Source organism: Bacillus sp. CCB-MMP212, assembly GCF_022748145.1.
GTDB classification, from domain to species: Bacteria; Bacillota; Bacilli; order Bacillales; family Bacillaceae_G; genus Bacillus_A; species Bacillus_A cereus.
On record NZ_JALDQE010000001.1, the window covers coordinates 159469 to 175313 of the forward strand.

The following is a 15845-nucleotide window of genomic DNA, read 5'->3' on the forward strand; positions in this document are numbered from 1 at the left end:
TCCTATTTGGAATAATTTCGCCACCTTACCTAGGGTAAGATGGCGAAATTTATTCCTTTATTTTTTAGTAGTATTTTTTATCGCTTGTAGTCCATCATTTGCTTGGCTACGAACATCCTGCGGAACATGTTTATAATCTGCACGACTTACAAATTCAAAATACTGATATGCAGTATTTAAATCATTTCCCTTTAATGCATTTTTCCCCACTTTAACCATTTCCTCTGCAATTTGTCTTATTTTCGCTTTACTTTGTTCATTTGCATATCCATTTTCAATAGCTGTATTTGCATAAGCTAATGCTGTTGCAATATCTTTCACATTTGAGCTATTACCATATTTCGCAAACGATTGACTTGCTACATTGAAATCATTTAAGTAATCAATAGAATTTCTAATTACGTCTTGGAAGCCAAGTCCTTGCGCACCAGGCGTTGTATACATTAATCGGTATAAATTCATAGCCCTTGCTGGATCAGATACTTCAAATCCACGTGCTTTATTTAATAACTTATTAAAAATGTTACTCATATCTCCTGCGTCAGCTATACCACGTTCATAAGCTTGTCCATAATAATATAATGCATTCAATTGACTAGCTTCATCACTCTTACTATTTTCATAACTTGCTAAATTCAACAACTGAATACCTTCTAATTTCTTCGTTGCTTCCTTTATTTTCTCATTGAATCTTGTATCATCCACTATAGCTGGTGAAATATCTTTTAAATATACAATTAATTCAAGGGATGGTTGAACAGATTTTTTAACTTCACTTTGCCATCCAGAATTACCCTTTAAATTATTCCATTGCTCCATAGTTTGATTCCAAAGGAAGTTTGTATTTGTTTGTAATTTTTCAAATGCATGAGCATGTTTATTTTTATTACGAATAGAGTTCGCCATATATAATACAGCGTTATAATAATCTTTCTCTGCTAATGCCTGATCTGCCTTTACTTCTAACATTACAGGTAAAGATAACGATTTTGCCTCTTCTCTCTGTTCAGCAACTACATTTTTAACATTTAAGATAAAGTGATAATTTTGTAATGCCATTTCTGCAGATGTCTCTTCTGCTTTTGATTGTGTTAATAAGTTCTCAACTGCATTTTTCAATTGATCCTTCAATGTGTTTTGTTCTTCACCTTTTGTCTGATCAATGTATTGATCTGCTAGTACAATTGCTTCTTTCCACTTCGCTTCGTTCATATACGCTGTTACCTGTTCAATTGCCCATTGTCCAGGTGTTTTTACTTCATCTTGCTTTTTACCATCTTTATTATCTTTTTGTTCCTCATTCTTTTTATCTTCTTTATTATTTTGTGCTTCTTCTTGTTTTACATTTTCTTTATTCGTTTGGATTTCTTCTTGTTTTACATCTTCTTTATTTGTTTTTGATTCTTCTGGCTTCGAATTTTCTTTATTCTGTTGTTTTTCTTCATCTTTTGATTGCTGTACTTCCTTTTCAGCCGTTGGTTTTTCCTCCACATTTTTATTTTGTTCTTTTCCTTGATTTAAAACTGGCACAGTTGGAACTTCAATTTTTCCTTGTACCATTTGTTCCAATTCATTTTCAAGCATTTGATTAAAAATAGCTTGCACTCGATCGTAAGCCTGCTTTTGCAAGTCTTCATCTACGCCTTGTAATACGGAAGTTAATAAATAATATTTACTTAAAGCTGCATTTACATCTCGTTTTTCTTCATTAAGCGCGGCTTTAAAAATGTCTTTAGATAACTTTTCTATAACAGATTTCTTATTTTCTTTAAAGTATTCAAATTCTTGGTCATTAAAAGCAGGCTCTTGATATAAAGTTAATTGATTTCGAATATAAAATAGTTGCTCATATTTTGAACTAGCTACTTTTTCAAATTGAGCAGAATCTTGTGCTGCTAACAATAATGCTGCTTTATTTGCTTCTGTTGGTGAAGAACTAACTTGAGAAATAAGCTGTAAATCATTACGATTCTCTGTATTTTTCATACTATCAATTAGTTTCAAATGGTTTTGTGCCTTATAAAACTCCCCAAAAAACACCGCACTAGATTTCTCCCCATTTGCTGTATACCATTCTACAAGAATATCACCCGTTTTTGGTGATACTGTAATTGTTGGGTATGTTGGTTCTGGTTCTGGTTTTGGTTTTTCTGTTCCAGTTCCTCCTGTTCCATTTCCTTCTGTTCCGGTTCCTCCTGTTCCATTTCCTTCTGTTCCAGTTCCTCCTGTTCCATTTCCTTCTGTTCCGGTTCCTCCTGTTCCATTTCCTCCTGTTCCATTTCCTTCTGTTCCAGTTCCTCCTGTTCCATTTCCTCCTGTTCCATTTCCTTCTGTTCCAGTTCCTCCTGTTCCATTTCCTTCTGTTCCAGTTCCTCCTGTTCCATTTCCTCCTGTTCCGGTATTAGTTTTTGGCGGTTCTACAGTAGGTGTAGGTAATTGAACATTATCATTATTTTTAACTGGCTCCACCACAGGCCCACCCATATTAGTTGGCAGTTCCGGCTTTTGTGGCGCTGGTGCATCTGATAATTTGATTAGTGGATCTTTCTTTTCCACCGACACATCATCTGGCTTATACGTCACTGGTGTAATCGGTGATTTATTATTTCCGATTAAGTCTGCTAAATTAATGTTTGGTTTTTCTCCTGGTTTGTCATCTTTTTTTACAGGATCGGCAACTAAATTTGGGAACATAGACTGTAAATTACTTCCTGTAATACGGTCATCTTTTTTCTCTTCTGTATTACTTGCTAGTTTTACCGTTTCTCTTCCTGCTGTACTAAAGCCTTTGTCATAAACAAGATATCCTGACGTTCCAAATAAAGCCACCGACATTACTGATATAGCAACTTTTTTTCCTAGATTGTTGTTGTTTTCTTCCATGTTTCTTCCCCTTTTCACATCTTTATTGAATCCAGCCGTTTGTTTTCATCTCTGTTAGTTTTTCTTGTGCTGCTCTTACTTCAGTTTCATTTTCATTTGCTTGTACCGTTTTTCTTAAGAAACGACTCGCTTCTTCATATTTTTTTTGTTTAATTTTAAACATCCCGAATGCAAAATTCACATGCGGATCTTCATCATTTTGTGAATATGCTTCCGTGAAAAATTTCTCTGCTGCATTTCCTTGTCCCACTTTGTCGTATAAAATCCCTATATTCACAAGCGTATTTGTGTCACGAGTCCCGTTGTTAACAACTCTATTGTAAGCCTCTAACGCTTGTTGATACGCTGCATTACTTTTTCCACCATCTCGTGTTTCATAAAATTGACCAGCTTCATAATATACAATTCCTAATTGATTTAGTAACTCTATATTTTTCATATCTTTTTGGATTGCAGCTTGTAATACTTGCGATGCTTGTTGATAATTCACTTCTTTTTTTGCACTATCAATTAAATTTGTTTTATTCCAAAGTACATATAAATTCGAAATTTCAATTGCATATATAGCATTCTTTGAATCTTGCATAATGGCTTCTTTAAAGAAAGATTCTGCTTTATCTAATTGCACAGTTGCAGTTGCTAGTTGTCCTTTTAAATACGAAACAATTGCCTTATCTTCATTTGTTTTCGTACTCATTTTGACAATAACATCTTCTGCTTTTTCAAATTCTTTCATTTTCATATGACTTACAGCTAAATCTCGCATCGCATCTTTTTTATATGGTTCAATTCCTTTTGCATTATTCGCTAATGCTTGTTCGAAATTCGGAACTGCTTCTTGATATTTTCCTATACGGAAATTCGCTGAAGCTAATAGATATGCCGCTTCATTATTTTCTTTATCTATTTCTCTATCTTTTATTAATTTTGTAAGGTAGTCGATTGCAATTTTATTTTTCCCTTCAGCAACGTAAATCGTTGCTAGCTGAAGATGAGCTTCATCTTTTCCTTTCACTGCGATCGCATGACCAACAGCTTCTTCTGCTTTTATATATTTTTTATCATGATAGGCTTGGCGTGCTTGTCCCATAAATTTTTGGTATTTAGCATTTGTTGTATAAAAGTAAAATAGTGTTGAACCACCTATAACAACTACTACAATTGAGCCAATAATCAAAACCCGTTTTTTATGCTTGTTCCACCATATTGAGAAGGCGGACGGTTCTTTTTGTTCATGTGTTAATGTAAGAGGTTGATTCGATGCTTTTGCATTTAAAATTTCATCATCTATATCATATTCAACTTGTTTTTTTGTTTGTTTACGGCTCTGTAAAATGCTATTTGGAACTGTGATTGTAGCTGCTATTTCTGGCATTGGTGGCTCTTTTTCTTCTTTTATCTCTTTAATAATGCTTTCAATTTCCTTTTTTAACGCATGATCAATGTTTGGAAATTGTACGATTCGTGAATAGACGAAACAAGCATATTCTTTATTATTTTCTCGCTCCAATTCAGTAGCTAGTTCCACATAACTTTGCAGCACTTTTTTTTGATTTATTTCAGATTCTTGATTCTCTAGTAGTTGAATAATATATGCGAGTTCTTGTTTTAGAGCTGTTGATGGATTGAGTGAATTAAAAATTGTTTTATATTCATATAATGCCGCTTGTTTAAATCCTCTCTCTTCTAATAATCTTGCAATTTCCAAACATTTCGATACAAAAAGAGAGTGTTCTTCTTCTGACTGCCTTTTCGCATCAATTTTTACTATTTCTCTTGCACTATGAAATACATCGTACCATTGTGCAAAGCTTGGACATTCTGCGAAAGTGTTACTATTCCATGCTTGATTAAATAACTGTGCGATTTCCCCATTCCATTGATTATGCAATTCTTGCTGAAGTAACGTATATCTTTCACATTCCGTCTGCATTTCTTCCGTTTTAAAGTAACTTGCATCCGTCCATTTGTTATTTCGAATTTCCTCACTACACCAACTTAATACTTCACTTAATAAAATGGCGCCAGCAAAACGGTCGGCTTCTTTTTGCCATATCCCATTTTCCAAATACACTGGTGCATAACCCGCTGAACCTGCTGGCAATAATGAAGGTCTTTTACTTTTTGATCCATACATTTGCTCAACATCAACAAGTTCAATATAATGTTGGCCTTCAATTGGATTTTCACTTAAAAAAGGTATGAGTACATTACTGGATGATAGATCATTATGAGCAACCTCATTTTCCTCCATCATTTTAAGTGTTGTAAGAAATGCTTCTGCAATAAAGAAACATTGTTCTTTTGATAACACTCGTTGTTCTTGTAAAATATCAGCCCAAGTTGGACCTTCAATCCAAGGCATTACAATACTATTAGCAAGATCTTCTGATTTTTCGATAGCAGATGTATGTTCTTCTGTAGTAACGATATAGCGTGAGCATACTTTAAGACCAGCTAAGGAGGAAAGTGGCTTTAAAAATGCTAGTTGATGTTTTTCATCACGATAGCGCTCTTTAAAAACTTTTAACGCAATTCGTTCCACACCATTTTCATGTTGTAATTGATAAACTGTTCCTTGTCTTCCCTCTTGCCCATATGGCATTTCAATCCCAATAACTGCTGGATGTTTCTCAAAACGATAAACATCTTTATTAAAAATAATTTTTTCTCCTACTTCTGGTCGGAATCCCATTTTATCCCCTTACTCTCATATGACAATTTTTAAAGAAAAGACCAGGAACAATAGCTCCTGGTCTTTTGCAATTGTTCTATTATTAATATGCGTTATCTGTGTTACGGAATTTATCAGAAATACGTTTTAATTCTGATGAAATACCTTCTAAAATTGGAATGTATTGTTGCATCGCTTGTTTAGATTGAGCAAATTCGCCTCGGAACTTCGCTTGTGTTGCCCCAGCCCATTGTCCTTCTAAACTATTAATGTCGCCTTCAAGTCTATTAATTTGGTTTTGAGCTTCCCCAGCTGCGTTTGTAAAGTTACTAGCAATTCGCTCAAGTTCTTCTGGTGTAATTTTAATTTCTGCCATTGTATATATTTCCCCTTTCAATTCTTAAATGATACAACAATTAGATTATAAACTATATTCGAACAATTTTAAAAGGGGTAAATTACAAAAAAATTCTATTTTCTTGTAATTTAACCCTTTTTTAATATTATTTAACCTTTAATTCTGACCATTTCACAATAATTTTATTTGTCATTTTGTAAAGTAAATGTGGTGGTGTATATGCACATTTTATTTTCATTGGCTTTCTACGTATACAATATCCATCCCCACTTGATAATTCTCGATCCATCTCAGTATGTGGAAGCTTTATATTAAAGAAATAGACATCACTATTTTGAGTCGTACCTAATAAATAACCAAAACTTCTCTTTCTAATTTCTGTAAACCATTTTTCATGAGAATAGCTATTTACACTAGACGTTGTAGCGGCCACAACAAAATGAATCCCTTTATTTTTACAATTTTGAACTATTTGTTCCATTTTATTTTTCGAATCAAAGTCGTTAGATAATATCGCTAACATTTGATCAATATCATCAATTGCAATAATTATTTTCTTATATGGCATTTCCACTTCTTCTTTTGAATCTAAAGATGGCATAACTACTTTTCTATTATTTATTACTTCTAGCAGATCATCTAACATTTCTTTTAATTGTATACCATCTGTAAACCTCTTCTCTACATGAGGCAAATCTCCAAGAGCTAAAATACCTGTAGGTCTTTCACCAAAATCTACTAAGTATACTTCGACTTCATCCGGAGAATATTGATAAGCAGTAGAGAACAGAAGTGTTTGTAATAATGATGTTTTCCCACCTTCTATTCTTCCACCGATAAATATATGATTCATTTCGTCCAATGAAAAACTTTGTAAACGAATATCGTCTGTTTCAACTCCTGCAGAAATTTGAGCTGGTTTTAATCGCTCAACTAAATCTTCTACAAATATTTCTTTAGGAACCATTGGAATCTCTCTTGCTTTTTCACCATTCCATTCACTGCTCATTGTTTGAATAATCGTTTTTAACTGCTGTGAATATTCTAATTCACTTTCACCAATAAACGGCAATGCTGCTTGGAACAATTCAGGCGGTTGTCCTTTCATTAACCCACGACCAGCAGGAACTTCGATTAATGGGAAATTAGGTCTACCAACTAAACTATGATATTCAGTTCTATCTTGCAATTCAAATGTAATTGCCATCGGTATATTATTACGAACACGATCAAACATATCAATAGTTTGATTAAGCGAGAAATAGAAGTACACGCCGTATGTGCTTGATTCTCGTAATAACATTTCTAATATTTCATTCTCTTTTTCGAATTCATTTTTAAATCTTATATAACCATCTACCATTACAACAATAGCAGGAACTTTCTTTCCGACCATTCGATTATACATAGAAAATGACTTTGCACCGATGTTAGAAAAACTCTCTTTTCTTTCTGTAATTTCTTTCTTCAAAAAACCAAATAAACGTTTCATTTTTTCATATTCGTCCTCTTGTACAATCCCGCCTACATGAGGTAAATCTCTAAAATCTAAAAACATACGTCCAAAATCAATAATATAAAAATTCACTTCAGCTGGTGTATGAGATACTGCTAGGGACATAATGATCGTTTGTAACATCGTTGTTTTTCCTGTTCCTGGCATACCATATATATTTAAATGGCCTTCTTGTAAATCGAGCTTTAAAGGATACTGCGCTTGATTTCCGACATCATCAATTAATCCAACCGTAATTTGTAAATTTTCTTTCTCCTTATTCCATACATCAGCAGTCCAATTTTCCATTTCATAAAACTCTTTTAATAATAATTTTTCTGGTAAAGGTGCCAACCACGGCCCTGGCAATGCTTTAATATTTTCTTTCTCCGATACGTTCTGTATATAGTGAATAAACGCTTGTAATTGCTTTGGACTATTTGTCATTGGTTTTGGACGCTTTTTCACTTTTATTCTTTCACCCGAAAGCTTAACTTCTGTAAAATCAACAACAGCAAGAACTTTCTCTTCATCTGGATTATAAGGTGCTCCACTCCATGCAGATTGGAACAATTCCAATATTTCATTACTTCCAACCTGTAAATAACCTCTTCCCGGTACATTAATTTTAGAGGCATCTGGAATTTTTAACATTTCACGACTATCGGCGTCATCTTGTACACGTAAACAAATTCGAAAACGTGAGTTACTCCAAATCTTATCATTTACAACCCCTGAAGGCTTTTGTGTAGCTAATAATAAGTGAACTCCTAATGTCCTTCCTATTGCAGCAACACTAATTAGTTCGTCCATAAATTCTGGTTGTTCCTTTTTCATTTGAGCAAACTCATCAATGACAATAAATAAATGTGGCAAAGGTTCTTTTTCACGCCAGCTTGTTTCATAATATTCATCTAAATGTTGAACATTTCCAGCCTGAATAAACAATTTTTGTCTTCTCTCTAATTCCGCCTTTAATGATATTCTTGCACGCTCAATTAAGTTCGGATCTTCTAAGTTTGTAATAGATGCGATAATATGTGGTAATCCTGCAAACGTGTTTGACATTCCGCCACCCTTATAATCGATAAGCATAAATGCCATCTCATGAGGATGATAGGTAGCCGCTAACGCTGCTATAATAGACTGGATCACTTCACTTTTCCCTGAACCTGTTGTACCAGCCATTAAACCATGCGGACCATGTCCTTTCTTCTCAATTTTATCGTGAATATTTAGAAACACAGGTTTACTTCCTTCTCTTACACCTATTGGAACCGGCAATGAAGTCGGATATCGATTTTTATTCCATCTCTCTAGCACCTGTAACTCTTCCATTTTTTTCACTTGGAACAAATCTAAAAAAGTTAATACTTTCGGTATGTTAGCCGCTGTAGAACTCTTCATTCGAATAGGAGCAATACTTCGCGCACCTGATTCGCATCGTTCAAATGAAAGTCGGTCTACTTTAAAACTAGCACGCGTTGTCCCGCTATTTTCAGCTGAGCTTGAAAATGTTTCTACTAACTCACCATTTTCTCCGTTTAAGCTAATAACAAGATCACATTCCATCGGCAATCGTTCTCTCTGTTCTGCAAATATAAATGTAGATGCTCCGACACTTTCCCCTTCTCTAAGTAACATTGGAAGTATAGGATCATCTTCTAAAAATTCTCTCGCGGATAAGAAAAAAACATACATTGGGATTAAAGGTATTTTCGCATCTACCTGTGCAGAGGAATTATAAATTCTACGCATATTAAGTGGTGTGAACAACGTTTCAGCTAATTTCTGCGCTTCTTGTTGATTCTCAGATAAAAAACGCATGCTTCTCTGCTCATCCCACACATGAGGAATCCACCTCATCCAATCCCATTCTTTCTTCTCCTTCTCATGATAGAAGGCTGCTATTTTCACTTCATTTGGAGCGTGATGTGTCATAATTTGCGTCGTTACAATTCGAGTGAAGTTCAATCGATCTTCTTTATTGCCAACCACACCAATTACATCATTTTTTTTCAATGATATTGAAATATGCCCATTAGGGATTGTATTAAAATCTCTTTTCACATTTTGTGCTTCTGTGATTAATGGATTTTCCTCATAACCTTGCTGTTCAGGCACTTTCAATTCAACATAAAATGGTCTCTCACCTGTTCCAATACGGATATCTAAAAAGTCTGGGCTTTCAGGTGTTCGCTCCCATAAATTACTTTCTCGATTTTCAATTCTTTGTACACTCTTTAGTGGACTTGGATTTTGTGTTATTAAATATTTCGCTTGTTCAACCTTTAACGTATCTAACTCCACTCGATGCTTTTGAATTTGCTCCAAATATCTTTGTTGTAACTGCTCCACCATTTGCCTATGTTCTTTCTTTTTACGGAAATGCCCCATCGTTGTAATTGCATACGATCCTAACATTGGAATACTCGAAACCATCATAAGTGGCATATAACTTGCATTCATCTTCATAAATTTCATCATCACAAAATACAATATCAATGTTAAAATTGTCATCATCGCTGGTAATAACATTGTTTCAATAGAAAATTTAGGTTCTTCTGGTATATTTGGCGGATCATGAATAATAACATTCCCTGTTGGTATATCTACTTTCACACGCGGAGAGCGTTGAAAATATGGTGATTTTTGCACAAAGCATTTCTCCTTCCCCATTCAAAACTATTACTCAATGATTTTCCATACATAATCTTCTTCACTAGAAGATATACCTTGTTTAACAGGTTCATTATTAACTTCTTCTGCCGGTAACATTTCAAAAGAAGGGATAATCGCCCCTTTTTTATTTAGCATTACATATTGTCCATCCCAAACATCATTATCTCTCAAAGTCTCGTCATTTCGAATAGAATGCCACTCTTCTTTATCCTTTGTCACTCTAATTTCGTAAATTTCACTTAATGTTTCATCTATTTTTTCGTGATGTAAAATTGCTTCAATAATCTGTATTACTTTTACATCATTTGGGATCGCAATATCTATTTCTTCATTTGATTGTTTTATGTACGTCACAATAATCTCTTCCACGTATATTCACCTTTCCGTTGTATTCTTACCAAGAAATATCTAAAAACGAAATATCATCGCTCGTCGGTGAGCACTGTGCCCTCTCGATTTTTTGTAAGACTTCCTCAAAGTTATACTGCATAAGCGACATAAGTCCATCTGAATGAATTACAATTCTATTTACTTCTTCTCTAGATAACTTCTTTGAAAAAATATCTAATTCACCACCAATAATACCATGATGTGTAGACCATCTTTTCCCTACACTTCTCTCAAAATTCAATTCATTTAAGCACTTTTTCTGATTTTGGAACAATTGTACAAAAGAATCGCCATGTGTAACTATTGTTACATCTACTTCGTCTTGATTTGGAATGAGCTCTATTTTTCCAGCAATGAACATAGCTTCACTACCTTTTCTCCTCTTTTCTTCCAATACATCGAGAAGTAACCATGGTGTTTCTTCTGGCAATTGAAATATCCTCACTTCCTCTGCTGCTTCTTCTTTCCACTTTTCCAACTCTTCATTTAATAGAATAGAAATATTCTTTTCCTGCAATGTTTCAAATAAATTTAATAATTTCATACCAAGAAATTTCGCAGCGATTTCACCATGAAAAGACATTCCTACACCATCACATAATGCAAAGGTAATACTAGTCCCATTATCTTGAAATATAAGAAAATCTTGTCCACTCTCATTTAAGTCTTGCGTTTCTTTAGCTCTTACGTAACTATATCGATATGTAAAATTTTCACCTTTCTTCTCTTGTAATACTGTTTCTTTTTCTTGCGACAGGATATACTTCACTATTTTTCTCCCTCCTATCGAACCGGCGTTGCAGCAGACATTTGAAATCCAAGTGATACTAAATCTGCATTTGTACCTGGAAACATCATCACTGCACCATCCCCAATATGAAAACCATACTCAGTCATCATCTCACGATAACTTTGAGGGATAGGAGAGGAAAGTCGTTGCAACTTTGCACCATATTCATCCGTAATTTCTGTATGTGGCATAATCCCTTCCCACTTCTTTATACTAGTAATTTGTTCTTGCATAATTTCATCCGAAATAAAGATATTTTCAATTAGTACATTTCCATCAGGTACAGACATATTCATAATTCTTCGCACAATTAATTCTGGATCTTCGCCAGTTGAAGCACCATCTGTCATATGACAAACAACAGGAGCTGGCCCGTCTTGTAAATTCGGTAATTCCTTTTGCAATAACTTCTCCACTACAGAGAAAGCCTTTGCTGTATCAGTTAAGCGATGCGTTTGAATTTTTTCTAGTGGACGTAGTCTTGCTACTTCATCTATTGTTTTCACCCCACCCAAAAGATCAAAAACTTGATCGCTATAAGCTAAAATAGATAACTTATATCTTGGAAGCAATCGACTACCTTTTGTCGAACGAAATACCATTTGGCGAATCGCTAAAGAAAGAGCATCTGTTACAATGTCAATTCTCCTTTTTTCTTCTCCCTCTACATCCATCATTTGATTCATTGATGCGCTTACATCAAGAAGATAGATTATATAAGCTGGTGTTTGTTGTGTTGCTTGAGTTTGATATAACATGTTTCATACCCTTCCATACATTATTATATGAACTTTTTTTATATTCACATTTCATTATAACTTATGAATTTTCTTTTTCTCAATTTATTATAAAATGTTCTCGATATAATTTACATATTTTCACACAAAAAGACATTTTTCTTCTCTTTAACTTATGTTTAAATATACAAAACCCTTCTATATTCATAGAAGGGTTTTGATATTATGGTATAAGACGAGTACAATCTCTCGGAAAAGCACTCGCCTCTCGTACATTTGTTAATTCTAATAGTTTATATACAATCCTTTCTAACCCAATTCCGAAACCTCCATGCGGGGGACAACCGTATCGGAATGTATTTAAATAAGATTGAAATTTCTCTGGGTGCAATCCTTTTTCTTTAAACGAAGCGAGTAACATTTCATAATTATGAATTCGCTGTGCCCCTGACGTTATTTCTAACCCTTTATATAATAAGTCGAATGAATCAGTAATAGCTGGATTCTCTTTATTTTGCATCGTATACATCGGTCTCGCTTCTTTCGGATAATGTGTAATGAAAACAAATTCACTATTATATGTTTCCTTTACATATTTCCCTAGTAACTTTTCACCTTCTGTATCTAAATCCCATACAGGAGATTCTTTACGATACTTACTTTTCAAAATTTCTTGTGCTTCTAACAATGTAATTTTAGGTATTTCAGTAATAACAGGTACTTCTATTTGTAATAGTTGTAGTTCTATTTCACATTTTTTCGCTACTTGTTGAAATATATATCGTAAAACATCCGTTTCTAGTTGCATCACTTCATAAAAATCATGAATAAATCCAAGTTCTACGTCTAACGAGATATATTCATTCAAATGACGGGAAGAGTTATGATGTTCCGCTCTATATACAGGTGCAATTTCAAAAACTCGTTCTAGTCCACCCGCTACCATCATTTGTTTGTAGAACTGTGGTGATTGTGCTAAATAAGCTTCTTTTTGGAAGTATGGAAGCTTAAAAACATTTGCTCCTCCTTCTGCCCCTTGTGAAACAATTTTCGGAGTAAATATACGTGTGAAATCGTTCTCTATTAGAAATTCACTAAAGCTCTGAACGAGTGTAGATTTCACTTTAAAAATCGCTGCAGTTCGCTCATGCCTTAATGATATTACCCGCTCATTAAGTAGTTGATCTAAGCCAACTTGTAACTTCTTTTTATTTATTTCAAATGGAAGTGGCTCTGCACCGTTTATTACTTTCACTTCATGAGCAAGTACTTCAACACCCAATTCCGTTTTCGACGTCTCGACTATCTCACCGATTACATGGACAACACTTTCTACATCAACTTTATATCCGGCCAATTCATTTTCTAATACACATTGAATTACTCCTGTTCTGTCCCGTAATAATAAAAAACTAACATTTCCAAGGTGCCGAATTTTTTTTACCCATCCTTGAAGTAATACAACCTTTCCACTTTGCTTTGTACATTCTTTTGTGAGTGAACGCTTCATTATTGAATCCATTATTTTTCCCTCCAGTAATTTTATATTTATTTACGTTATTGTTGTCATCGTCATCATCCACGGTCACTCACCCCCTTTCAAAGAATACAAAAATCCGCCCCTATAAATAGGGACGGATTTTTTTCCGCGGTACCACCCAAATTGTCATACTGACCATCTTAGCCCTGATAACGGTAGGTACCGTTTGCTTTTACTAACAATCACGTTCAAAGCAACGCTCACAGGTGTCTTTCCATCATGCGGTATCGCAACCTTCCCAGCAACCGGCTGCTCTCTGTAGACCTTTGCACCATGTACTTTTCCTGATCATCACTTTTTATATTTACAGAGTATTCTAACTCTTTTTCCTATAAAATGCAAGCACTTTTAAATATATTTTGATTTTTCACATCCAGTTTTGTACAATCTCCTCTAAAGCCATTCCACGTGAACCTTTCAGTAAAACAACATCTTTTTTCGTTATAACTTTCAATACTTCCTCTGCTATTTTGGCTTTATTATCAAATGACTTTATTTTTCCTGTATGATAGTTCTTTCTTGCTTCTTCCGCTACAATTTTGGCTAACTCTCCATACGTAAATACATATTGAATGCTCTCCTCATTTAACATTTTACCAATTTCTCTATGATATGTTTCAGCTTTCTTGCCTAACTCCAACATATCCCCAATCACTATAATTTTTTTCTTATAGGCATTTAATTTCTGCAACGTTTCAATTGCAGCCTTCATGGAGGAAGGACTGGCATTCCATGCATCGTTAATAATTGTAAAACCTGTTTTAGCGGTTAAAAACTGAAAGCGCATTTGTGTAATGTTTATTTGCTGCAATGCTTCTTGTATTTTTTCTATAGGGACTTTGTAAAATTGACCTACAGCGATTCCGACAATCGTATTAAAAATATTATGTTTTCCATGTAAGGGAACATCGTACTGTATTTTTGAATGATTTAATTTAAAATGAACACCATATTCATCTAATTGTACGTTCGTTGGAAACAAATCATTTGTATACTTTCCACCAAACGACTTACTTTCTATACCTAGCATATTAATATTTTGAGAAAGTAATGGCTCATCACCATTATATAAGAACAGTCCACCGTCATTTAATCCGTCTACAATTTCAAATTTAGCCTTCGCAATCTCTTCTCTTGATCCAAGCGTTTCTAAGTGTGACTGTCCAATCATTGTAATGATCGCTACATCTGGCTGTGCTATTTGTGCTAAGTTTCGAATTTGTCCCGTTTCGCTCATTCCCATTTCAAGTATTAACAACTCTGTATCCTGTTTCATTTCTAAAATCGTTAGTGGTAAACCAATTTGACTATTTAAATTTCCCTTCGTTTTATGCACACGATAAGTTGTACTTAATATCGTGCTTATTATATCTTTTACCATTGTCTTTCCATTACTACCAGTAATTCCGATAACTTTCACATTACTTGTCTTTCGGTAATATCGCGCTATTTTTTGCAGTGCAAGTAATGTGTCATCTACAAAAATAATCGGGATTCCTTTTGGAGGATCACCGTAAGACTTTTTCCATAAAGAAGCAGCCGCACCTTTTTCCATCGCTTCTTTTACATAATCGTGTCCATCTTTCACCCTAATAATCGGAACAAACAAATTCCCTTTCGTAATTTTTTTAGAGTCAATACAGACGCCTTGCATCTCTATATAATGAAATGATTCTTGTAATCCTTCACCATTTACTATCTCTTCCAATTTATTTAATTGTAGTTGAATCAAATCGTCACCCTTTTCCATTTTTTACATAAAACCCAATTCATTTACGCATATTAATAAAAAATTTTATAGCGAGGTGTGTATATGCAAAAAGCAATTAGTTTCTTTCTCCTATTGTTTTGCCTAATTGTAGTAAACGAAACGTATGCCTATTCACCAAAATCTTTACCAATCTCTCAAAACTCTGATCAATGGCAAGTGAATATTGATAAACCGAAAAAAACAAACAAGAATATGCTTCAAGCTAAAAAAGATGAATTTCAAACATATTATTTTTCAGTAAAGAATGTTGGGAATAGTGAGGTATATAACGTAAACGTCGAAGTATTCCGCAACGAACCAAATAAGAAAACGAAATATGAACTCTTTTCCCTAAAGGAAAGTCGTTTAGCAAGTGGAAAAACTGGATTTGAACACGCTAATTTACCTGTTGCTACAAAAGCAGATGAAGTTGATGTTATTATTACATGGCAAGAGCACCCATTCCGATCGATGCGAAATGGTCAAAAAGTTGAATCTAGAAAATTTAAAGAGCATTTTGTTTTTAAAGAAGCTAAAAAGTAAATG

General features: G+C 34.2%; 10 protein-coding genes and 1 other annotated feature. Of the genes, 1 reads left to right on the forward strand and 9 read right to left on the reverse strand.

Annotation, left to right across the window (positions count from 1 at the left end; translation table 11 throughout):
- Positions 1–57: 57 nt before the first annotated feature.
- The 9 genes from MRP26_RS00795 to MRP26_RS00835 all read right to left on the reverse strand — a co-directional run bounded on the left by MRP26_RS00795 (position 58) and on the right by MRP26_RS00835 (position 15299).
- Positions 58–2883, reverse strand: a complete 2826-nt coding sequence (locus MRP26_RS00795; protein ID WP_242805836.1) for a hypothetical protein — start codon at positions 2881–2883, stop codon at positions 58–60.
- A gap of 22 nt (positions 2884–2905) precedes the next feature.
- Complete coding sequence (locus MRP26_RS00800; RefSeq protein ID WP_075718895.1) at positions 2906–5578, reverse strand: tetratricopeptide repeat protein; 2673 nt, start codon at positions 5576–5578, stop codon at positions 2906–2908.
- 82 nt (positions 5579–5660) lie between these two features.
- Positions 5661–5933, reverse strand: a complete 273-nt coding sequence (locus MRP26_RS00805) for a WXG100 family type VII secretion target (RefSeq protein ID WP_053564631.1) — start codon at positions 5931–5933, stop codon at positions 5661–5663.
- Positions 5934–6060: 127 nt separating this feature from the next.
- The gene (gene essC, locus MRP26_RS00810; RefSeq protein WP_197241531.1) at positions 6061–10068 is read right to left on the reverse strand and encodes a type VII secretion protein EssC; all 4008 of its coding nucleotides are present in this window, start codon (positions 10066–10068) and stop codon (positions 6061–6063) included.
- A 30-nt stretch (positions 10069–10098) separates the two neighbouring features.
- Complete coding sequence (locus tag MRP26_RS00815) at positions 10099–10461, reverse strand: ubiquitin family protein (protein ID WP_000391135.1); 363 nt, start codon at positions 10459–10461, stop codon at positions 10099–10101.
- A 25-nt stretch (positions 10462–10486) separates the two neighbouring features.
- Positions 10487–11254, reverse strand: coding sequence for a hypothetical protein (locus MRP26_RS00820; RefSeq protein ID WP_069355508.1), 768 nt, complete (start codon positions 11252–11254; stop codon positions 10487–10489).
- Positions 11255–11265: 11 nt separating this feature from the next.
- Positions 11266–12030 (reverse strand): vWA domain-containing protein, encoded by a 765-nt coding sequence (locus tag MRP26_RS00825; protein ID WP_000966848.1) that lies wholly within the window; start codon positions 12028–12030, stop codon positions 11266–11268.
- A gap of 202 nt (positions 12031–12232) precedes the next feature.
- Positions 12233–13531 (reverse strand): aspartate--tRNA(Asn) ligase, encoded by a 1299-nt coding sequence (aspS, locus tag MRP26_RS00830; protein WP_242805837.1) that lies wholly within the window; start codon positions 13529–13531, stop codon positions 12233–12235.
- A gap of 105 nt (positions 13532–13636) precedes the next feature.
- Positions 13637–13850 (reverse strand) — a binding site (T-box leader).
- Positions 13851–13916: 66 nt separating this feature from the next.
- Positions 13917–15299, reverse strand: a complete 1383-nt coding sequence (locus MRP26_RS00835; RefSeq protein ID WP_069355507.1) for a UDP-N-acetylmuramoyl-tripeptide--D-alanyl-D-alanine ligase — start codon at positions 15297–15299, stop codon at positions 13917–13919.
- Positions 15300–15362: 63 nt separating this feature from the next.
- Between MRP26_RS00835 and MRP26_RS00840 the strand changes: the two genes are divergently transcribed.
- Entirely contained in the window at positions 15363–15842 is a 480-nt protein-coding gene (locus tag MRP26_RS00840) for a hypothetical protein (protein WP_053564635.1), read from the forward strand.
- Positions 15843–15845: the final 3 nt, after the last annotated feature.